Origin of the sequence: Acidovorax sp. LjRoot118, assembly GCF_964253575.1 — a bacterium.
Lineage (GTDB): Bacteria > Pseudomonadota > Gammaproteobacteria > Burkholderiales > Burkholderiaceae_C > Acidovorax.
The window spans coordinates 2,708,190-2,728,630 of the sequence record NZ_CAXURB020000001.1; the positions used below are offsets into that span (position 1 = coordinate 2,708,190).

16 protein-coding genes are annotated in these 20,441 nt (G+C 64.4%); 2 read left to right on the forward strand and 14 right to left on the reverse strand.

Features of this window, described 5'->3' with window-relative positions; translation table 11 throughout:
* Window positions 1–20 precede the first annotated feature (20 nt).
* The 6 genes from ACSQ9E_RS12685 to ACSQ9E_RS12710 form a co-directional block, all read right to left on the reverse strand.
* Entirely contained in the window at window positions 21–713 is a 693-nt protein-coding gene (locus ACSQ9E_RS12685; RefSeq protein WP_436217967.1) for a hypothetical protein, read from the reverse strand.
* Window positions 710–1,807 carry a cell division protein ZapE gene (gene zapE / locus ACSQ9E_RS12690; RefSeq protein ID WP_436217968.1) on the reverse strand — a complete coding sequence of 366 codons (1,098 nt, stop codon included), beginning with the start codon at window positions 1,805–1,807 and terminating at the stop codon, window positions 710–712. Before zapE ends, ACSQ9E_RS12685 begins: the two co-directional genes overlap by 4 nt.
* A 93-nt stretch (window positions 1,808–1,900) precedes the next feature.
* The gene (gene lpdA / locus ACSQ9E_RS12695) at window positions 1,901–3,328 is read right to left on the reverse strand and encodes a dihydrolipoyl dehydrogenase (protein ID WP_436217969.1); all 1,428 of its coding nucleotides are present in this window, start codon (window positions 3,326–3,328) and stop codon (window positions 1,901–1,903) included.
* A 22-nt stretch (window positions 3,329–3,350) separates the two neighbouring features.
* Window positions 3,351–3,926, reverse strand: coding sequence for a hypothetical protein (locus ACSQ9E_RS12700; RefSeq protein ID WP_157412631.1), 576 nt, complete (start codon window positions 3,924–3,926; stop codon window positions 3,351–3,353).
* A gap of 19 nt (window positions 3,927–3,945) precedes the next feature.
* Window positions 3,946–5,223: a 2-oxoglutarate dehydrogenase complex dihydrolipoyllysine-residue succinyltransferase gene (gene odhB / locus ACSQ9E_RS12705; RefSeq protein WP_436217970.1), complete on the reverse strand. Its 1,278-nt coding sequence runs from the start codon at window positions 5,221–5,223 to the stop codon at window positions 3,946–3,948.
* A gap of 52 nt (window positions 5,224–5,275) precedes the next feature.
* Window positions 5,276–8,155: a 2-oxoglutarate dehydrogenase E1 component gene (locus ACSQ9E_RS12710; protein WP_436178377.1), complete on the reverse strand. Its 2,880-nt coding sequence runs from the start codon at window positions 8,153–8,155 to the stop codon at window positions 5,276–5,278.
* 527 nt (window positions 8,156–8,682) lie between these two features.
* On the opposite strand from ACSQ9E_RS12710, the gene ACSQ9E_RS12715 reads away from it, so the two are divergent.
* Together ACSQ9E_RS12715 and ACSQ9E_RS12720 are read left to right on the forward strand one after the other, a co-directional pair.
* On the forward strand, window positions 8,683–9,750 hold the full coding sequence (locus ACSQ9E_RS12715) for an AI-2E family transporter (protein WP_436178376.1): 1,068 nt from the start codon (window positions 8,683–8,685) through the stop codon (window positions 9,748–9,750).
* A 48-nt stretch (window positions 9,751–9,798) separates the two neighbouring features.
* A complete protein-coding gene (locus ACSQ9E_RS12720) occupies window positions 9,799–10,719 on the forward strand; it encodes a putative molybdenum carrier protein (protein ID WP_436217971.1) in 921 nt (306 codons plus the stop codon).
* A 19-nt stretch (window positions 10,720–10,738) separates the two neighbouring features.
* Here the strand turns inward: ACSQ9E_RS12720 and ACSQ9E_RS12725 are convergent, their stop codons facing one another.
* From ACSQ9E_RS12725 to hrpA, 8 genes are all read right to left on the reverse strand, one after another.
* Window positions 10,739–11,467, reverse strand: coding sequence for a pentapeptide repeat-containing protein (locus ACSQ9E_RS12725; protein WP_436217972.1), 729 nt, complete (start codon window positions 11,465–11,467; stop codon window positions 10,739–10,741).
* A gap of 34 nt (window positions 11,468–11,501) precedes the next feature.
* Window positions 11,502–11,843: an SMR family transporter gene (locus ACSQ9E_RS12730; protein ID WP_436217973.1), complete on the reverse strand. Its 342-nt coding sequence runs from the start codon at window positions 11,841–11,843 to the stop codon at window positions 11,502–11,504.
* Between the two features lie 19 nt (window positions 11,844–11,862).
* On the reverse strand, window positions 11,863–12,429 hold the full coding sequence (locus ACSQ9E_RS12735; RefSeq protein WP_436217974.1) for a TetR/AcrR family transcriptional regulator: 567 nt from the start codon (window positions 12,427–12,429) through the stop codon (window positions 11,863–11,865).
* Between the two features lie 186 nt (window positions 12,430–12,615).
* Entirely contained in the window at window positions 12,616–13,203 is a 588-nt protein-coding gene (locus ACSQ9E_RS12740; protein ID WP_436217975.1) for a cation:proton antiporter domain-containing protein, read from the reverse strand.
* A complete protein-coding gene (locus tag ACSQ9E_RS12745; protein ID WP_436217976.1) occupies window positions 13,161–13,871 on the reverse strand; it encodes a cation:proton antiporter domain-containing protein in 711 nt (236 codons plus the stop codon). Before ACSQ9E_RS12745 ends, ACSQ9E_RS12740 begins: the two co-directional genes overlap by 43 nt.
* 3 nt (window positions 13,872–13,874) lie before the next feature.
* Entirely contained in the window at window positions 13,875–15,209 is a 1,335-nt protein-coding gene (locus ACSQ9E_RS12750; RefSeq protein ID WP_436217977.1) for a DUF2254 domain-containing protein, read from the reverse strand.
* The gene (locus ACSQ9E_RS12755; protein WP_436217978.1) at window positions 15,206–16,018 is read right to left on the reverse strand and encodes an HAD-IA family hydrolase; all 813 of its coding nucleotides are present in this window, start codon (window positions 16,016–16,018) and stop codon (window positions 15,206–15,208) included. Before ACSQ9E_RS12755 ends, ACSQ9E_RS12750 begins: the two co-directional genes overlap by 4 nt.
* A 302-nt stretch (window positions 16,019–16,320) precedes the next feature.
* Window positions 16,321–20,433 carry an ATP-dependent RNA helicase HrpA gene (hrpA, locus tag ACSQ9E_RS12760; RefSeq protein WP_436217979.1) on the reverse strand — a complete coding sequence of 1,371 codons (4,113 nt, stop codon included), beginning with the start codon at window positions 20,431–20,433 and terminating at the stop codon, window positions 16,321–16,323.
* Between the last annotated feature and the right edge of the window lie 8 nt (window positions 20,434–20,441).

Below are 20,441 nucleotides of genomic sequence, written 5' to 3' on the forward strand. Positions count from 1 at the left end.
CCCCTACCCGACCCTGCGCTTCAGGGCGCAGGCACGGGCAGTGGCGCAGCAGGCTTGCGGCCTGAGGCGGCAGCGGCGGCCTGGTCGCGGGCCACGCGGGCGCGGCGCGTTTCGGCAGCCTTCAATTCCTCGGCATGGCGCTCGCGGGCACGGCCCGCGCGCTGGGCGGCTTCGGCGGCGCGCTGGGTCTGCTCGGCCTCGCGCTGCTCGATGTTCTGCGCGCGCGGGGTGGGTACCACGGGGGTCTTGGGTGTGCGCGGGGTGCGCGGGGCCTGCACATGCGGCTGGCCACGCACGCCGATCCCCACTTCAGGGGCTTCACCCGGCGGGCCGGGCTGGGTAGCCTGCTTTTCCGCGATGCTGCGCCGCCGCTCGGCGGCTTTTTCCTTGCGCTCGGCATCGTTGATCTGCATCTCGCGCGAGCGCAGGCCGGCTTCCGCCTCGCGGGCCCGGTTGCGCTCCACGCGCAGGCAGTCTTCCACCGCAAACAGCTTGTAGCACTCGGTCTCGGCCGCCAGGCGCCGGGCGGCCACGGCCTTGCGCTCCTGCGCGATGTGCGCGCGTTCGGCAGCCCGGTGGGCATGGGCCGCCTTGCGCTCGGCCGACTCGGGCTCGGCTGCAGCCTGGGCCAGGGCATGCGAGGCCATGCCCATCTGCGCCAGCAAGCACAGCGCCGGGATGATGATGAACTGCCGCATTGTCCTGGTCTTCATGTCAAGCCTGTATCCACCGTACGGCGCTCGAGCGCCAGAAATTCCTTGGACTGCATCTCGTTCAGGCGCGATACGGTGCGCGGGAACTCGTGTGCCAGGGGGCCTTCCGTGTACAACGCTTCGGGCGGCACGGCGGCCGACATGATGAGCTTCACGCGCCGGTCATACAGCACGTCCACCAGCCAGGTGAAGCGCCGCGCAGGCGAGGCCATGGCGACCGGCAGGTAGGGCACGTCGGACAGCAGCACCGTGTGGAACTGCGTGGCGATCTCCAGGTAGTCGTTCTGCGAACGCGGCCCGCCGCACAGTTCACGGAAGTCGAACCATACCACCCCGCCGGCCTTGCGCTTGGCGCGGATCTCGCGCGCCTCGATGTGCAGCACCGGGTCTTCGTCGTGCACCTCGGCCAGCTGGTTGAAGGCCTCGTTCATCTGCGCATCGGCTTCCGGCCCCAGGGGCATGTGGTAGAGCTTGACCTGTTCCATGGTGCGGCGGCGGTAGTCGGTGCCGTTGTCCACATTGACCACCTCCAGGCGCTCGTTGAGCAGCGCGATGGCAGGCAGGATGCGGTCGCGGTGCAGGCCGCCCGGGTACAGGTCGTCAGGCTTGAAGTTGGAGGTGGTGACAAAGCCCACGCCGTTCTCGAACAGCGACGCCAGCAGGCGGTGCAGGATCATCGCGTCGGTGATGTCGGCCACGTGGAATTCATCGAAGCAGATCAGCTTGTAGCGCTTGGAGATGCGCTCGCCCAGCACATCGAGCGGGTTCTGCGTGCCCTGCAGGGCCGCCAGCTCGCGGTGCACCTCGCGCATGAATTCGTGAAAATGCAGGCGCACCTTGCGCTTCAAGGGCACGGCGTCGAAGAAGCATTCCATCAGAAAGCTCTTGCCGCGCCCCACCCCGCCGTACATGTAGACGCCGCGCGGGATGTCCGGGCGGTTGATGAGCTTCTTGAAGGCGTTGGAGCGGCGCTCCTTGTAGGTGGCCCACTCGTCGGCGCAGCGCTGCAGCGCATCCACGGCGCGCAGCTGTGCAGGGTCGCTCTGGAAGCCCTTGGCCTCGAGTTCGGCCAGGTAGGTCTGTTTGACAGTCACGGTGCGCTCGCCCTGGTGCTAGGAATGAATAAGGCATAAAGCGCCGCCGCCCTTCACAGGGCGACGGCGCCATCTATCTCCCGTGGGAGGAGATCAGAAGTTCAACGTGCGCTTGTCCACGGCCAGAGCTGCTTCCTTGGTGGCTTCGCTCAGGCTGGGGTGGGCGTGGCAGATGCGCGCGATGTCTTCGCTGCTGGCCTTGAACTCCATGGCCACGACGGCCTCGGAGATCAGCTCGCTGGCCTGCGGGCCCACAATGTGCACGCCCAGGATTTCATCGGTCTCGGCATCGGCCAGCATCTTCACCATGCCGGTGGTGTCGCCCAGTGCGCGTGCGCGGCCGTTGGCCAGGAACGGGAAGCTGCCGGCCTTGTACTTGACGCCGTCGGCCTTGAGCTGCTGCTCGGTGCGGCCCACCCAGGCGATCTCGGGGCTGGTGTAGATGACCCAGGGCACGGTGTTGAAGTTAACGTGGCCGTGCTGGCCGGCGATGCGCTCGGCCACGGCAACGCCTTCTTCCTCGGCCTTGTGCGCCAGCATCGGGCCGCGCACCACGTCGCCCACCGCCCACACGCCAGGCAGGTTGGTCTTGCAGTCGGCATCGACCACGATGGCGCCGCGCTCGTCCAGGGCCAGGCCCACGGCTTCGGTGTTCAGGCCGATGGTGTTGGGCACGCGGCCGATGGAGACGATGAGCCTGTCCACTTCCAGCGCCTGGGATTCGCCCTTGGCGTTGGTGTAGGCGATGCTCACGCCCTTCTTACCGGTCTTGATCTCGCCGACCTTCACGCCCAGCTCGATCTTCAGGCCCTGCTTGTCGAAGGCCTTCTTGGCTTCCTTGGCGATCTGCTCGTCCACCGCGCCCAGGAAGGTGGGCAGGCCTTCGAGGATGGTGACTTCGGCACCCAGGCGGCGCCACACCGAGCCCATTTCCAGGCCGATCACGCCCGAGCCGATGAGGCCCAGCTTCTTGGGCACGGCGCCCACGCGCAGCGCGCCGTCGTTGGACAGCACGAATTCTTCGTCGAACGGCGTGCCAGGCAGCGCACGGGCGTTGGAGCCCGTGGCAATGATGATCTGCTTGCCCGTGATCGACTCTTCGGCGGCACCGGCCACCTTGATCTCGTAGCCACCTTCGGCGGCCTTCACGAACGAGCCGCGGCCGTGGAAGAAGCTGACCTTGTTCTTCTTGAACAGGTACAGGATGCCGTCGTTGTTCTGCTTCACGACAGTGTCCTTGCGGGCCAACATCTTGGCCACGTCCATCTTCACGCCGGTGGCGGTGATGCCATGCTCGGCAAAGTGCTTGTTGGCATGCTCGAAATGCTCGGACGATTGCAGCAGCGCCTTGGAGGGGATGCAGCCCACGTTGGTGCAGGTGCCGCCCGGTGCGGGGCCGCCCTTGTCGTTCTTCCACTCGTCGATGCAGGCCACGTTGAAGCCCAGCTGGGCAGAGCGGATGGCGGCGATGTAGCCGCCGGGGCCGCCGCCGATGACGATCACGTCGAATTGTTTGCTCATATATATTTCCTTCTAAATCAGGTCAGGCGCTCGAATCGCCAGCATTTAAACGCCTATTTATATGCAGTCTCGCGACTTTTAATAGTTGGTGTCCATTTGGGCACTTCAATCTATTGAAGTTCCAACTCGGGAGTCCCTTGTCATCGCGCGGAATCAAGCTACCAGTCGAGTATTTCTTTCTGCATTCCATGCAGACAACATCGGATTCCCCGGCCCTTACCAACTCATCAGCAACATAGATGAATCGACCCCAAATTGATGGAACGGACACAGGATCAAATTTTGTCTCATCGAAATCGCTCACCCATTTGAAAATTGCGCCCTCATCGTCCCCTTGTAGAACTGGGATGAGTAGGAGTTTTTTTTCAAGAATTGCAGCTAGATCATCCCGTTTGAAAAGAAATTTTCCCAAAAAGATTTCACCACCACTTGCAGGCTGCTGATAACTTACAAAATTACCGCACTTCACACCATTTAGTGCCTTTGCGTTTTCTTGCGCGAGTTCAATTTTCCTGGTTTGAATTAAATTTTGAAAATACTCCCGATCAATGGCAGGTTTTTCAGCAATCCGAAAAATACGCCTTAAGAAAGGGAGCATAAAAATCGCCTTGATCGTGTTAGATATCGAACAGCAGGCGCGATGGGTCTTCCAGCGCTTCCTTCATCGCCACCAGGCCCAGCACGGCTTCGCGGCCGTCGATGATGCGGTGGTCATAGGACATGGCCAGGTAGTTCATCGGGCGGATCACGATCTGGCCGTTCTCCACCACGGCGCGGTCCTTCGTGGCGTGCACGCCCAGGATGGCCGACTGCGGCGGGTTGATGATGGGCGTGGACAGCATGGAGCCGAAGGTGCCGCCGTTGCTGATGGAGAACGTACCACCGGTCATCTCTTCGATGCCCAGCTTGCCGTCCTTGGCCTTCTGGCCGTACTCGGCGATCTTCTTCTCGATCTCGGCAAAGCTCATCTGGTCCGCATTGCGCAGGATGGGCACCACCAGGCCACGGGGTGAACCCACGGCGATACCGATGTCGAAGTAGCCGTGGTAGACGATGTCGTTGCCATCGACCGAGGCGTTGAGCACGGGGTACTTCTTCAGGGCATGCACGGCCGCCTTCACGAAGAAGCTCATGAAGCCGATCTTCACGCCGTGTTCCTTGGTGAACGCGTCCTGGAACTTCTTGCGCATGTCCATCACCGGCGCCATGTTCACTTCGTTGAACGTGGTCAGGATGGCGTTGGTCGATTGCGACTGCAGCAGGCGCTCGGCCACGCGGGCACGCAAGCGGCTCATGGGAACGCGCTGCTCGGGGCGGCCGCTCAGGTCTTCCTTGCCAGCCGGTGCCGACACCTGGGGCAGTGCCTTGGTCGGCACGCCCGTGGGGATGGCACTGGGGGCTGCCACGGCGGCCTTGGCGGCACCACCGGCGACTGCGCCGAGCACGTCGCCCTTGGTCACGCGGCCATCCTTGCCCGAACCGGCCACATCCGATGCGGACAGGTTGTTCTCGGCCAGCAGCTTGGCCGCCGCAGGCATGGCCACGTCGCCCTTGGAACCACCGGCAGCCGCTGGTGCGGCAGCAGAGGCCGATGCGGTCGCAGCGGCAGGTGCTGCTGCGGCAGCGGCCGCAGGCGCAGCCGCGCCGGCCTTTCCTTCGGTGTCGATCTTGGCGATGAGCTGCTCGGCCACCACGGTGGCGCCGTCGCCCTGCACGATTTCAACCAGCACGCCAGCCGAGGGGGCGGGCACTTCGAGCACGACCTTGTCGGTTTCGATCTCGATCAGGATCTCGTCCACTGCGACCGCTTCACCGGCCTTCTTCTTCCAGGTGAGCATGGTGGCTTCTGCCACGGACTCGGACAGCTGGGGGACTTTGACTTCTACGATAGCCATATCAATTCTTTCGGAATGGGGTTCTGTTCTGTGTAATCGGGGGTTGCCGGCCTTACTTGGTCAGGACAAAACCCTTGAGCTTGCCAAACGCGCCGTCCACCAGTGCCTTTTGCTGTTCCTGGTGCAGGTGCGAGTAGCCCACGGCAGGCGATGCGGACGCCGCGCGGCCGGAGTACCCCAGCTTCTGGCCGTCGAGCATGTTCTCGTGGATGTAGTGCTGCACGAAGAACCAGGCACCCTGGTTCTGTGGCTCGTCCTGGCACCAGACCACGTCGGTGGCGTTGGGGAAGCGCTTGAGCTCGTTGGCAAACGCCTTGTGCGGGAAGGGGTAGAGCTGCTCGACGCGGATGATGGCCACGTCGTCGTCTTCGCGCTCGGTGCGCTTCTTGACCAGGTCGTAGTAGACCTTGCCCGAGCAGGCGATCACGCGCTTGACCTTGGCGGCCTTCTTCACGATGGCTTCGTTCTGCTCCGGGATCACCGTCTGGAAGCTGCCCTTGGTGAACTCGGACAGGGGCGAGGTGGCGTCCTTGTTGCGCAGCAGCGACTTGGGCGTCATGATGATCAGCGGCTTGCGCAGATCACGCACCATCTGGCGGCGCAGGATGTGGAAGATCTGGCTGGCCGTCGTCGGCTGCACCACCTGCATGTTGGCATCGGCCGACAGCTGCATGAAGCGCTCCAGGCGGGCCGAGCTGTGCTCGGGGCCCTGGCCTTCGTAGCCGTGCGGCAGCATCAGCGTGATGCCGTTGACACGGCCCCACTTGACTTCGCCGGAGGCGATGAACTGGTCGATCACGACCTGCGCGCCGTTGGCGAAGTCGCCGAACTGCGCTTCCCAGATCACCAGGGTGTTGGGGTCGTTCGATGCGTAGCCGTATTCGAAGCCCAGCACCGCCTCTTCGGACAGAATGGAGTCGATCACGACGAACGGTGCCTGGTTCTCGCTCACGTTCTGCAGCGGCACGTAGGTGCCGATGTCCCACTTCTCGCGCTTTTGGTCATGGATGACCGAGTGGCGGTGCGTGAACGTGCCGCGGCCGCAGTCTTCGCCCGACAGGCGCACCGGGAAGCCGCTGGCCACCAGCGAGGCGAAAGCCATGTGCTCACCCATGCCCCAGTCCACCGGGATGTCGCCACGGCCCATGGCGGCGCGGTCGTCGTACACCTTCTTGACCAGTTGGTGCGGCGTCACGCCTTCGGGGATGGTGGTGATCTTCTCGGACAGGCGCTTCCACTCGGCCAGAGGGATGGCGGTGTCGCCCGCATCGGTCCACTTCTTGCCCAGGAACGGGCTCCAGTCCACGGCGTACTTGCTCTTGAAGTTGGTCAGCACCGGATCGACCGTGTGCTTGCCCGCATCCATGGCGGCGCGGTAGGCCTTGGCCATGTCGTCGCCCAGCGTCTCGCCCATGCCCTGGGCCGCCAGCTTGTCGGCATACAGCTTGCGCGTGCCGGGGTGCTGGCCGATCTTCTTGTACATCAGCGGCTGGGTCAGCGCGGGGGTATCCTGCTCGTTGTGGCCCAGCTTGCGGAAGCAGATGATGTCCACGACCACGTCCTTCTGGAATTCCATGCGGAATTCAAGGGCGAGCTGGGTGGCCAGCACCACGGCTTCAGGATCGTCGCCGTTCACGTGCAGCACGGGCGACTCGATCATCTTCACGATGTCGGTGCAGTACAGCGTCGAGCGTGCGTCGCGCGGATCGGAGGTGGTGAAGCCGATCTGGTTGTTGATGATGATGTGCACCGTGCCACCCGTGGAGTAGCCACGGGTCTGGGCCAGCGCCAGGGTTTCCTGGTTCACGCCCTGGCCGGCAAAGGCTGCGTCACCGTGCACCAGCACGGGCAGCACCTGCTTGCCCAGCGGGTCGGCGCGGCGGTCCATGCGGGCACGCACCGAGCCTTCGACCACGGGATTCACGATTTCCAGGTGGGACGGGTTGAACGCCAGCGACAGGTGGACCGGGCCGCCAGGGGTGGTCACGTCGGAGCTGAAGCCCTGGTGGTACTTCACGTCACCCGAGGGCAGGTCTTCGGGGGCGGTGTGGTCGAACTCGGCGAACAGGTCCGCAGGCATCTTGCCCATGGAGTTCACCAGCACGTTCAGGCGGCCACGGTGGGCCATGCCGATCACGATTTCCTGCACGCCCTTGGCGCCGGCGGACTGGATCAGCTCGTCCATTGCGGCGATGAAGCTTTCGCCCCCTTCGAGGGAGAAGCGCTTTTGGCCGACGTACTTGGTGTGCAGGAAGCGCTCCAGGCCTTCGGCGGCCGTCAGGCGGTCGAGGATCTGCTTTTTCTTCTCGGCGTTGAAGCTGGGCTTGCTGCGGATGGTTTCCAGCTTTTCCTGCCACCAGCGCTTCTGGTTCTGGTCGGTGGCGTACATGTACTCGGCACCGATGGAGCCGCAGTAGGTCTCGCGCAGGGCATTGATCAGCTCGCGCAGCGGCAGGGATTCCTTGCCGAAGAAGGTGTTGCTGATGTTGAAGACGGTTTCCTGGTCCGCGTCGCTGAAGCCGTAGAACGAGGCTTCGAGTTCGGGGATCGCAGGGCGCTCGGTGCGCTTCAGGGGATCGAGGTCGGCCCAACGCTGGCCCACGTTGCGGTAGGCGGCAATCAGCTGCTGTACGGCGGTGCGCTTGCGGCCCAGTTCCGAATCGGCACCGGTGGCGACGACGACCTTGGTGCCGCCCTGCTTTGCGCGCTCGGCGAAGGCATTGACGACGGGAAGGTGGGGAACGTCCTTGGCATTGGAGCCATCGACGGCAGGCACATGCTGCAGTGCGTCGAAATACTCGCGCCAGGTGTCAGGCACGCTGCCGGGGTTGGCGAGGTAGTTCTCGTACATCTCTTCGACATAGGGCGCATTGCCGCCGAAGAGGTAGGTGTTGCCTTGGTAGGCTTGATAGACGGATGTCGTATCGCTCATATTCCGCTGACCTCCGCTTCCCTGAGGGAAGCATTAGCTGGTTGAGAAACCTTCCGCGACACGGCTGGACCGGTTGGCGGATGCGACTGTGGCTGGGGAAGGGCCTTGGTACGGGCTGCATTGTGCCACTGATCTGCATCAAGCCCAAAGAACCTGTTTACGATCTCGCAGGGGATCGCGTTGGAGCGCAATCGGGATGAGTGGATGCTTCGGATGCGCAGCATGGGCTCATGCCCATGCAAGCAGCCGGGGCATTCAATCGCCCGATTTCGCCCCAACCCTTCGGGCAGCGGCCTTGGCGGGCGGTCTGCGGCGTTGCGGCGCTTGCCAATAGCCGAGCTATTGGCTGCGCACCGCGCCTAGCACCCCACCCGCCAAGGCCGCTGCGCGACCCCTGGGAGATCGTAAACAGGTTCCAAGCGCGGCCCATATGTATCTGCGTGCCATGGAAATGCAGGGTGCCGCAGCACCTCGCGTACATTGCGGGTACACGCGATAGGGCGGGTATACGTTCTCAACAGGTTCCAATGAGCCCCAACACACTCCAAGACAAGACTTTCCTGCTGCTACTGGTGCTGGTCACCGTGGCCTTCGGCGCCATCCTCTGGCAGTTCCACGGTGCGGTGTTCTGGGGCATGGTGCTGGCCATCCTGTTCGCACCGCTGCACCGCAAGGTGCTGCGGCGCCTGCGCCCGCGCACCAACCTGGCCGCGTTGATCACGCTGGGGCTGTGCCTGGTGATCGTGATCCTGCCGGTGGCCTTCCTCACCGTCTCGCTGGTCCAGGAGGCCACGGCCATCTACGAGCGCACGCGCACGGGGCAGCTCAACTTCGGCATGTACTTCCAGCAGGTCATCGCTGCCCTGCCCCAGTGGGCCGTGAACCTGCTGGACCGCTTCAACCTGACCTCGGTGGCGCAGCTCCAGGAGCGACTTTCGTCCGTGGCCGTGCAGGCCAGCCAGTTCATCGCCACCCAGGCGGTCAACATCGGCCAGAACACGCTCGAGTTCCTGGTGGGCTTCGGCATCATGCTGTACCTGCTGTTCTTTTTGTTGCGCGATGGCGCCGCCCTGGGCGCCCGCATCGGCCGCGCCATCCCTCTCGAGACCGATCACAAGCGCCAGCTGGTCACCAAGTTCACCACCGTGATCCGCGCCACGGTCAAGGGCAACATCGTGGTCGCCGCTTCGCAGGGTGCCCTGGGCGGGCTGATCTTCTGGATCCTGGGCATCCAGGGCCCCGTGCTCTGGGGCGTGCTCATGGCCTTTCTGTCGCTGCTGCCCGCCGTGGGCGCCGGCCTGATCTGGCTGCCCGTGGCCATCTACTTCCTGGCCACCGGCGCGGTGTGGCAAGGTGTGGTGCTGATCGCCTACGGCATCGGCGTCATCGGCCTGGTGGACAACGTCCTGCGCCCCATCCTGGTCGGCAAGGACACCAAGATGCCCGATTACGTGGTGCTCATCTCCACCCTGGGCGGTCTGGGCTTGTTTGGCCTCACGGGCTTCGTCATCGGCCCGGTGATCGCGGCGCTGTTCATGGCGACCTGGGATCTGTTCTCGCCCGAGCCGGATCAGATTCACCGCGATCCGAGCTGAGCAGCCACTCGGGGTTGGCGACGTCACTTGTGAGCCGCACGGCAGAAAATGACTTCTCTCACCAGGATGGATGCCCGCCCCGTACTCACCGTGCTGCCAGAGTACGCCCTCGGGGCTTTTCTCTGGATCAACAGGGATCCTGCAAGCTGGGGCGGGATTGGCCCGAACCTTTATGACGCCACCTTCTGGGACAATTCCTTCCTGATGTCCGAGGGGTTGTGGCAGAAGTTTGCGGACTGGGCGATGGACTTCGACCACATGGAGTTTTATCAGCCAGATGTGGATGACCGCGACTGGGACTGGATAGCCTTCCATACCCGTGGACTGCAACTCTCGCGCTGGCTGAAGGAGGAGGTTGGGGAACAATACACCGTGGTGTACCTCAAACCATTTGACGACCCCAACCAACGGCTGGAGGCGCGCCGCGAAGTCCTCGCCGATGGAACACTCTTAGAGCTTGCGTCTTTTCGACCGATACCGGCCACACCAAAAAGACTGTGCCAAACCATCCAGTCCGGCGGGCAGACCGGAGTTGATCGTGATGCCCTGGACTTTGCCATTGCCCATGGATACGTGCACGCCGGATGGGCGCCCAGCGGACGATGTGCGGAAGACGGGTGTCTCCCCCTCAAGTACCAGCTCCAAGAACTCACTGAAGGCGGATACCGACAGCACAACCGACTGAACGTGCAAGACAGCGATGCCACCCTTATCCTGAACATGGGAGAGCTCACTGGAGGCACGCTGGCGACACGGAGTTTCGCCCAAATAATGGACAAGCCCCACCTGGTGCTTCAGCTGGGTGAGCACCCCCTTGAGGATTCCGCAACCCGACTCCAAACATGGATGCGACAACACTCCATCCAGACACTGAATGTGACAGGTCCTCGCGAGAGCAAATGTCCCGGAATCTACAGGCTTGCTCGGCAGTTGCTGAATTCAGCGCATGCACAATTGAGTGCTGAGTGAACAGGCTCACCGAGGCGATCTACATCACCCGCACCCCCAGTTCGCTCACCAGCGCAGCCGCCTGGTCCTGCGAAATCACGGCCCCCTTGAAGAACTGCGCCACATTGGCGATGCGCAGCCCGCCCAGATCCACGGCCCGCAGGTCGGCGCCGTCGAAGCGGGCGTTCTTGAGGTTGGCATCGCGCAGGCTGCCGCCCTCGAACACGGCATCGCGGAAGTCGCAGGCGCCCAGGTCGGCGTCACTCATGTCCAACTGGCCAATGGTCTGCTTGCGAAACGACATGCCGCGCAGGTCCGCCCCCACCAGCAGCGAATCGTGAAACGCGAGGCCCAGCGTGTGCGCCTCGCGAAAGCTTGCACCGGTGAGCTTGACCTCGGCAAACACGGCAGAGCCCAGCTTGCTGCGTGCCCAACTGGTGTTGTTCAGGTCGCAGCGGTACCAGCGCGCATCAGTCAGGTCCGCCAGGTGGAAGTTGGCCAGCCCGGCGCGGCAGCCCAGCCAGCGGCTGTCGGTGAGGTTCGACTTTTCAAAAGACGCCTCGGCCAGCACGCACTCGGTGAACTGCACCCCGCGCAGCTCCAGCCGCGACAGGTCTGCCCTTTCGAAGTCGCATTGCTCGAAGTGCAGTGGGCCGGCACCGCGCTCCAACAGGGCCAACACGTCGGCCCGCGCCAGGGCCTGGCCCATGATGGGCACGACCGCAGGCGAGGTGGCAGCGGAGGAGGAGCAGGCTAACGAAGCGGTCATGGCATCACCATAAATCAGGAAAGAAAGAGCGGGCTCAGTGGCCCACGCTCTTGGAAAAGAGGTTCACGACCAGCACCCCGGCAATGATCATGCCCAGGCCGACCACCGCCGGCAGGTCGAGTTTCTGCCCGTAGACCACCCAGCCCACGGCCGAGATCAGCACGATGCCCACGCCCGACCAGATCGCATAGGCAATGCCGACAGGCAGGGTCTTGAGCGTGAGCGACAGCAGGTAGAAAGACAGGCTGTAGGTGACCACCGTGATGGCGCTGGGCCCCAGGCGGGTGAAGCCCTCGGAGGCCTTGAGCGCCGAGGTGCCGATCACTTCGGAGACGATGGCAATGCCCAGCAACAGGTAGGCAGTGGTGAGATTCATGGGTACTCGCTTTTTGAAATCAGTTGCACAGATCGAGCAGGGTTTTCAGGATGCGGGCCTTGCGCGCTTCGTCCATCGGGTACACGTCGAGCATCTGGCTGAACCAGTAGCCGTCGGCCGCCATGCGGCAGGCCAGCAGGCGGTCGGCCACCTGCGTGTCATCGCCATCCTCAGCGAGGGCGGCCTGCATCGTGGCGCTCCACTGCTCCCGACAGTGCGGCAAGGTCAGCGCCAGCAGGCCGATGGCGCGCTGGGCCTCCACCCGGTTGCAATCGGTGCCCTCGTCGAACGCCGTGCGGACATAGGCGCGGGCATGCCGGCCCGGCCGGCCGTCCTCTTCCTGGGCCAGTGCCTGGGCGTAGCCCTGCTGGAATTCCTCGAACAACTGGTCGCTCAGCGCATCGAGCAGTGCCTGCTTGCTGCGAAAGTGGTGCTGCAGCCCACCCTTGGTCACGCCGGCACGGGCCGACACGGCATCGAGCGTGACCGCATGGGGCCCCTGCTCGACCAGCAGCGTACGCACCACGGCCAGCAACTGGCTGCGCACCAGTTCGGGGTGCTTCTGGCGTCGGTGGGCTTCGGTCATTAAAACAAACCATCTGGATGGAATGTTAAATGTACCCCATAGCGGAGAAGTCGGGGCCGCCCACCGTCCGCTGCGCAAGGAGGAATGCGGCCGCATCCTCCTGCGCCCATCCCTTCAGACGGCATCGCCTGGGCAGCATGCGGCAGTGCTGCCCGTGGCCGTGCGCGCGGGCCTGACCGGTCGTTGCTATGGCAAGCGGGTGACCGCAGGCGTTCCGACAGCCTTCTGGGTGACCCGGCCAATCGTCAAGCCCTGCACCAGAATGGAAAAGACCACCACGCAATAAGTCAGTGCCAGCACGATCTCACGCTGCGCACCACCCGGCAGGGAAAGTGCCAGCGCGACAGAAATGCCGCCGCGCAGCCCGCCCCAGGTCATGACATGGGCCGCACCTGGAGGAAGCGCGAACCACCCGCGCCCGAGGGCGACAGGCAGGCCTACGGTGAGCCACCGGGCGCAAAGGGTGATCCCAATGGCCAACATGCCGCCAAACACCAATGGTGCCGAAAAAGCGATAAGAATCACCTCAAGCCCGATCAGCACGAAGAGCACTGCATTCAGGATCTCGTCCACAAGCTCCCAGAACATGTCGATGTAGCGCCGCGTGCTATCAGACATTGCCCGCGCCCGTCCACCGTTGCCGATGATCAGTCCGCACACCACCATGGCCAGCGGCCCCGATACATGCAGGTGGCTGGCAAACGCGTACCCGCCCATGACCGCCGCCAAGGTCAGCAGCACCTCGACCTGGTACTGGTCGATGCTCTTGAGCATGCGAAAGACCACGTAGCCCAGCACCAGGCCAAAGGCAATGCCCACCCCGCCTCGCGCAGCAGCAACGTGCCGGCGGCTGCAAACGTTGGCGTCTCTCCGCTGGACAGTACACCCAGCAACAGTGCAAAGACGACCACGCCGACGCCATCGTTGAACAGAGATTCCCCTGCGATGACCAGTTCAAGCTCCTTGGGTGCGCCAGCGGACTTGAGAATGCCCATGACCGCGATGGGATCGGTTGGCGAGATCAGGGCGCCAAACAGAAGGCAATACAGCAAGGGCAAAGGAAGACCGATGTGCGGCAGAGCCAGCCACATCAACCCTCCCACAACGACGGTGGACACGACCGTTCCCACCAGCGCAAGCGCCGCCACCTGCCAGCGGAATTTCTTCAAGGCGCCGAGGTCCACGTGCAGCGCGCCTGCGAACAGCAGAAACGACAGCATGCCCTGCATGAGTACGTCGGAAAAATCGATGGACCGGATGAACGACTCTTCGTACCGGCGCAGGCCATGGTCCAACCCGGCTGCGTCAAGCCCCACCATGGCCAGGGAAAGTGCCAGCGCAATCGCCATCACACCAATGGTGGTGGGAAGCCGGGTCAGGCGGTGGTTGAGGTACGCGAGGAGCGCAGTGATGACGAGGCAGATCGCGGCAATATCAAGCATGTTTTAAATCCGTATCTCCGAGTGTTCCGTTTTCACGCCGACGGCACCGAGTACACCGGAGGCCGCAGCACTTCGAAAACTGCGATAGCGGCGGTGCACGTCCTGACGATCGGATCGGTTGCCCAACTGGCGCCGCGCGTCCGCCCACACCAACTCGGCGTGGTGGGCCAGCGACTCCTTGCGATCAGTGGCAGATTCGCAGACGACCACCGCAGTCAATACGTCCAGGAGCTTGATCAGCACGGCCGCATTGGCGGCCGCGCTTTGCCGGATCATGTGAAACATCACATTCACCAGGCCGGCATATCCGATATCCGGCACCACCAACACCACGCTGTCGCCGCGCGTAGACACCCCGCTGGGCAAATGGTGCCCGGCGATATCGCACAGCGCAGCTCCCAGGCGATCCAGCACACTCATGGCGGTATTGGGGTCATTGATGCCCGGTGAAAGGGCCCTCACCGCCACCTCGACCAGTTGTCGGATCGCATACTCTGCATTGCCTCCACTGCGGGTGTTGCCCAGGGCCGTGGCATCGCGTATGGCGGCTTCGGCGCCCGGAACATGGACCGTCATCAGGGCAATCGGTGCGCCCGGAAAAACGTAGTCCCCTGGCCGCACGAGCAACCTGATGGCAGTGCCATGCTGCGAGGCCCAGTCGGCGAGTTTGGTTTCATCGAGTTGCTGCAGATAGCCCTGCCGGGCATCCACCACCGGCGTCGCCTGTGCCCAGAAGTCGCCAGATGGAACCTGCGCTGGCGGCTCATCGGCCAGCACACCCTGCACTGCCGAGCGCACATCTTCGCTGACCAGGTTCACCACGGTGTCGACATTGATGCGGCCAGCCATGTGCGCAACAAAGTAGACGAGTGTGCCGACGCAGGCCAAGGCCAGGACAATGCCGAACGTCAATGCCAGGTGGGGCGTGAAGGGACCTTCTTCCTGGGTGCGAACACTGCGCAGAACCATCAGCGCATAGGAAAATGTGCCCAGGAATGCACCTAGCGTGATCTGAACGCCGCGGTCACGGGTGAAGTTGTGTAGCAGGCGCGGCCCCATTTGCCCCGCTGCCAGCGAAAGCGCAGCGATGGTGATGGAAAAGACGGTCCCGGCAACGCCAATGGCGGATGAGGCAATGACGCCCAGCAGCGTTCTCGCACCGGTTCCCCCGCCGTTGTAGATCCAGGTGCTGCCGATGAGCCATGCTGGCAGAAGGTCGCTCCGGTCCAGGCGCAGCAGCCCGAACGCCAGCAGAATCCCGAGCACCACCAGCGCTGCGGGCAGCAGCCAGAAGGAGTCACCGAGCGCACTCAGAAATTGGCGAAAGCGCGCCTTCATGGATTGTGAGCGCCGGATGCCGCGCGGAATCCACATCGCAAAGGGTCTGAAATGGGCATAAGTACTCTCGTGAAGGTGGCAATCACGGTCCGAAACGGCGCCAGACAGGCACGCCAGGGAACCAGGGCCTGCGCAAGCGCAGTGAATTCGTCGACCACGATGTCGCAGTCGGGATGCGCCGTTGGATCGGGAGGACCCTCAGGCCCCCATTCATCGGGGCGTCGGGCAAAAGCGGTTTTGAAGCCGCAGGCGCGGGCAGCGTTCAAGTCGAAGTTGTGACAGGCCACCATCAGAATATCGGCAGGCAGCAGGTTCATCCATTCGGCCGCTTGCAGGTAGGCCTCTGGGTTGGGCTTGTATGCACCGATCATCTCGCACGAGATCACGGCATCCCAGGCGATGTCGTTGCGACGGGAGACAGCAACCAGCAAGGCAACAGGGAGCATGGAGAACGAGACCACGGGAAAGCGGGTGCGCATGCGTGCCAGTGCGTCTGCAAAATCAGGCCATGCATGCAGGCGGTGCCAGCTATCGGCGAGCTGCCCGCGCTCCTGTTCACTGAACGCCTGCAGGCCATGGTCGGCGACGACCTGCGACAGGCACGAGCGGTGCACGTCGTCGATGTTGAATTTCGGCCCCACCTGCCCCACGATGCGTTTCATGGCCCGGCGCCGGTAGTCGTTGGTGATGGAATGCCAGTCTCTTTGCAGGCGGTGCGCACCGCCTGTCCGGCGGAATGCAACGCGAACACCGCTGTGCCAGTCCAGCACAGTTCCCCCCGTGTCGACAGCGATGGCCTTGATGTCCATGGAGTCTCCTTTTGAAAGAGTGGGCGCTTGCGCAATGGAGCGAATCAGCCTAACCCATTTTTGCCAGTCCCTGCGCAATCTGCGGCCCACCTATGCCCGCAAAGACGTGCAGCGCCCTGATCAGACTTCCAGATCCGGGCGCGCCAGGGCCGGGTGCCACGCGACGAGACAGGCCATTGTGGGCACTCCGCCCCGGCAGAAAAGACAGATTCAGCGAGCCCGCGCGTCGGCAATGGGCTCTCGATCTGAGTGGTGGCAGCGAGGCCCGGCGATGAAAACCTGCGCGCGCCTGCAAGGACAGGTCAACTGTTCACCTGCGCCCACAGCTTCTCCAGCCGCTTGACGCTCACCGGCTGCGGCGTGCGCAGCTCCTGTGCGAAGAAGCTCACGCGCAGCTCTTCCAGCAGCCAGCGCAGCTCCTGCATGCGGCTGTCTACCTGGCCCTTGCGTTCGGCCACCAGGCGCCAGTAGCGCTGCTCCTGCGGGCGTACCTCGGCCAGCTTGGCGGCGTCGCGCGCGGGGTCGGCGCGGTATTTGTCCAGGCGCAGGGTGATGGCCTTGAGGTAGCGCGCGTAGTGGGCCAGTTGCGTCCAGGGCGCGATGGCGATGAAGTTCTTGGGCATCAGGCGGGCCAGTTGCTGCTGGGCGTCCTGCGTGGCCTCGGGGGCGTTCTTGGTGTCCTTGATCTTGCGCGCGGCCGCAGCAAACTCGATGAGGATGGTGCCCGCCAGGCGCGCCACCTCATTGGCGATCAGGGTCAGGCGGCCCCTGCCCTCCTCCAGCCGGCGCTTGAAGGCGTACTCGTCGGTGGGCAGCGGGTCGAGCAGGAAGGCGCGGTCCAGCGCCACGTCGATGATCTGGGCGCGCAGCTCCTCCTGCGTGCCGCCGCCGGTGCCGTCGGCGTTGCGGCCCACCTGCATGTAGGCCACGGCCATCTTCTGCAGGTCGGGGATGTTCTTTTCGAGGTACTTGAGCGCGTCCTTGATCTGCAGCGCGAACAGGCGGCGCAGGCCGGCACGGTGCTTGGCGGCAGCCACCTCGGGCTCGTCGAAGACCTCGATGGTCACCGCATCGCCGCCGTCGATCAGGGCCGGAAAGCCGATCAACGTCTGCCCGGCCTTGCGGATCTCCATCAGCTCGGGCAGCTCGCCAAAGGTCCACGCCGTGTAGCGCTGGCCTGCAGGTGCAGCAGGCTTGGCTGTCGGCTGTGCCAGCGCCGGGGATTGCCCCTTGCCCGATGCCGGGGCCGCAGCAGACCCGCCTTTGGCTGCAGGCGCCGGTACTTCTGGCTGCGGCGGCACGCCTGCGGCCAGCTTGAGCCCCGCCAGCGCCTGGAAGGCGCCGCGCGCCTTGGCGCCCCATTCGGCCTTCAAGGCGCCCAGGTTGCGCCCATGGCCGAGCTGGCGGCCATGCTCGTCCACCACGCGGAAGTTCATGAACAGGTGCGGGCTGAGCATGTCGAGCTTGAAGTCGGCGCGCTTCACGTCGAGCGAGGTCTCGTCGCGCACCTGCTTGAGCAGCACGTCGGTCAGGCTGCCCGTGCCGAAGCGTTCGGGCGCGCCCAGCAGCGCGGCCAGGCGGGTGGCATTCTCGGGCAGCGGCACAAAGCGGCTGCGCGGGCGCTGGTGCAGGCTCTTGAGCAGGGCCTGGATCTTGTCCTTGAGCATGCCGGGCACCAGCCATTCACAGCGCTCATCGTTCACCTGGTTGAGCACGAACAGCGGTATGGTCACGGTGATGCCGTCGCGCGCGTCGCCGGGCTCGTGCAGGTAGGTGGCCGCGCAATCCACCCCACCCAGGCGCACGGTCTTGGGAAAGGCGTTGCTGGTGATGCCCGCGGCCTCGTGGCGCATGAGCTCTTCGCGCGTGAGCTTGAGCAACTCGGGCTGCTGGCGCGAGGCCTCGCGGTACCAGGCCTCGAAGCCATGGCCGCTGCACACGTCGGGCGGCAGTTGCTGGTCGTAGAAGGCGTAGATCAGCTCGTCGTCCACCAGCACGTCCTGGCGGCGCGACTTGTGTTCCAGCTCCTCCACTTTGGCGATAAGCTTCTGGTTGGCGGCCAGGAAGGGCAGCTTGCTCTCCCAGTTGCCGCCCACCAGCGCTTCGCGGATGAAGATCTCGCGCGCCGCATGCGGGTCGATCTTGCCGAAGTTGATGCGCCGGCCGTTGTAGACCACCAGGCCGTAGAGCGTGGCGCGTTCCAGCGCCGTGACCTCGGCCGACTTCTTCTCCCAGTGCGGGTCGAGCAGTTGCTTCTTGAGCAGGTGGCTGCCCACCTCTTCGAGCCACTGCGGCTCGATGGCGGCAATGCCCCGGCCGAACAGGCGCGTGGTCTCCACCAGTTCGGCCGCCACGATCCAGCGGCCAGGCTTCTTGGCCAGGTGGGCGCCGGGGTGCTTGTAGAACTTGATGCCGCGCGCGCCCAGGTACCAGTCTTCCTCTTCGCTGCGCGCGCCGATGTTGCCCAGCAGGCCCGCCAGCATCGACAGGTGCAGTTGCTCGTAGCTGGCGGGATGGCTGTTGATGGCCCACTTGTGCTCGGCCACCACGGTGAGCAACTGGGTATGGATGTCGCGCCACTCGCGCAAGCGGCGGATGCTGATGAAGTTCTGGCGCAGCAGCTGCTCGTACTGGCGGTTGCTCAGCTTGTGCGTGGGCGCATGCGCGTCGGCACTGGCCACGGCGGGCGCTGGCGCTGCAGCGGCCACCATGCGCTGCGCTACAGGCAAAAAGGCCTGCGAGGGCGCGCGCTGGTTGGCCATGGCCTTTTGCGCGCGGGCCGATGGCAGCGTGGGCGCCCCGCCCCGGGCCTCGTTGATCCACTTCCACAGCTTGAGGTAGCCGCTGAACTCGCTCTTTTCGTCGTCGAACTTGGCGTGGGCCTGGTCGGCCTGCTGCTGCGCCTCCAGGGGGCGGTCGCGCACATCCTGCACGCTCAGGGCGCTGGCAATCACCAGCACCTCGTCCAGCGCCTTGCGGTCGCGTGCCTCCAGAATCATGCGGCCCACGCGCGGGTCGAGCGGCAGGCGCGACAGCTCCACGCCCATGGGCGTGAGCTCATTGGCCTCGTCCACCGCGCCCAGCTCGCCCAGCAGTTGGTAGCCGTCGGCAATCGCGCGGCCCGAAGGCGCCTCGATGAAGGGGAACTGCACCACGTCACCCAGGTGCAGCGACTTCATGCGCAGGATCACGCCCGCCAGCGAGCTGCGCAGGATTTCCGGGTCGGTGAAGCGCGGGCGGGCGTTGAAGTCCGCCTCGTCGTACAGGCGTATGCAGATGCCGTTGGCCACCCGGCCGCAGCGGCCCGCGCGCTGGTTGGCCGCTGCCTGGCTGATGGGCTCGACCAGCAGTTGCTCCACCTTGCTGCGAAAGCTATAGCGCTTGACGCGGGCCGTGCCCGCATCGATCACGTAGCGGATGCCGGGCACCGTGAGCGAAGTTTCGGCCACATTGGTGGCCAGCACCAGGCGGCGGCCGGTGTGGCCGTCGAAAATGCGGTCCTGCTCGGCCTGCGACAGGCGGGCGAACAAGGGCAGCACCTCGGCGTTGCGCATCACCGGCTGGTGGGCCAGGTGCTTGCGCAGGTGGTCGGCGGCCTCGCGGATCTCGCGCTCGCCCGGCAGAAAGATCAGGATGTCACCGGCCGCATTGCCCTGCCAGAGTTCGTCCACGCCATCGGCGATGGCTTCGTTGAGGCCGTAGTCGCGCGTGTCCTCGAAGGGCCGCCAGCGCTGCTCTACCGGAAAGGTGCGTCCCGACACATAGATGATGGGCGCAGGCCCCTTGGCCGACTCGAAGTGCTTGGCAAACCGGTCCGCATCGATGGTGGCCGAGGTCACCACCACCTTGAGATCCGGCCGGCGCGGCAGGATCTGGCGGATGTAGCCCAGCAGGAAGTCGATGTTCAGGCTGCGCTCGTGCGCTTCGTCGATGATGATGGTGTCGTAGGCCTTGAGCAGCGGGTCGGTCTGCGTCTCGGCCAGCAAAATGCCGTCCGTCATGAGCTTGACCGAGGCATCGCGCGAGAGCCGGTCCTGAAAGCGCACCTTGAAGCCCACCACGTCGCCCAGCGGCGTCTTGAGCTCTTCGGCGATGCGCTTGGCCACGCTGCTGGCCGCAATGCGGCGCGGCTGGGTGTGGCCGATCATCTGGCCCTTGTGCCCTGCCGGCGCATTGCACTTGCCCCGGCCCAGGGCCAGCGCGATCTTGGGCAGCTGCGTGGTCTTGCCCGAGCCGGTTTCGCCGCAGACGATGACGACCTGGTGCTGGCGGATGGCCGCCATGATCTCCTCGCGCTTGCCCGAGACGGGCAGGGATTCGGGGAACTCGATGTGCAGCTTGGCGGGGGGCCTGGCAGGCGCGACGGGCTGGGCGGGCTGGGCGGGCTTGGAAAGGGGAAGCGTGGAGTCGGTCATGAAGCCCG

Excerpts from the sequence above, each read along its gene's own strand:
- ACSQ9E_RS12725 (WP_436217972.1), bottom strand. The coding sequence starts at position 11,467 with ATGACCGCTTCGTTAGCCTGCTCCTCCTCCGCTGCCACCTCGCCTGCG.
- hrpA (WP_436217979.1), bottom strand. The coding sequence starts at position 20,433 with ATGACCGACTCCACGCTTCCCCTTTCCAAGCCCGCCCAGCCCGCCCAG.
- ACSQ9E_RS12740 (WP_436217975.1), bottom strand. The coding sequence starts at position 13,203 with ATGCTCAAGAGCATCGACCAGTACCAGGTCGAGGTGCTGCTGACCTTG.
- ACSQ9E_RS12720 (WP_436217971.1), top strand. The coding sequence starts at position 9,799 with ATGACTTCTCTCACCAGGATGGATGCCCGCCCCGTACTCACCGTGCTG.
- ACSQ9E_RS12750 (WP_436217977.1), bottom strand. The coding sequence starts at position 15,209 with ATGAAGGCGCGCTTTCGCCAATTTCTGAGTGCGCTCGGTGACTCCTTC.
- ACSQ9E_RS12730 (WP_436217973.1), bottom strand. The coding sequence starts at position 11,843 with ATGAATCTCACCACTGCCTACCTGTTGCTGGGCATTGCCATCGTCTCC.
- ACSQ9E_RS12715 (WP_436178376.1), top strand. The coding sequence starts at position 8,683 with ATGAGCCCCAACACACTCCAAGACAAGACTTTCCTGCTGCTACTGGTG.
- ACSQ9E_RS12700 (WP_157412631.1), bottom strand. The coding sequence starts at position 3,926 with ATGCTCCCTTTCTTAAGGCGTATTTTTCGGATTGCTGAAAAACCTGCC.
- ACSQ9E_RS12745 (WP_436217976.1), bottom strand. The coding sequence starts at position 13,871 with ATGCTTGATATTGCCGCGATCTGCCTCGTCATCACTGCGCTCCTCGCG.
- ACSQ9E_RS12755 (WP_436217978.1), bottom strand. The coding sequence starts at position 16,018 with ATGGACATCAAGGCCATCGCTGTCGACACGGGGGGAACTGTGCTGGAC.
- lpdA (WP_436217969.1), bottom strand. The coding sequence starts at position 3,328 with ATGAGCAAACAATTCGACGTGATCGTCATCGGCGGCGGCCCCGGCGGC.
- ACSQ9E_RS12735 (WP_436217974.1), bottom strand. The coding sequence starts at position 12,429 with ATGACCGAAGCCCACCGACGCCAGAAGCACCCCGAACTGGTGCGCAGC.
- ACSQ9E_RS12710 (WP_436178377.1), bottom strand. The coding sequence starts at position 8,155 with ATGAGCGATACGACATCCGTCTATCAAGCCTACCAAGGCAACACCTAC.
- odhB (WP_436217970.1), bottom strand. The coding sequence starts at position 5,223 with ATGGCTATCGTAGAAGTCAAAGTCCCCCAGCTGTCCGAGTCCGTGGCA.
- ACSQ9E_RS12685 (WP_436217967.1), bottom strand. The coding sequence starts at position 713 with ATGAAGACCAGGACAATGCGGCAGTTCATCATCATCCCGGCGCTGTGC.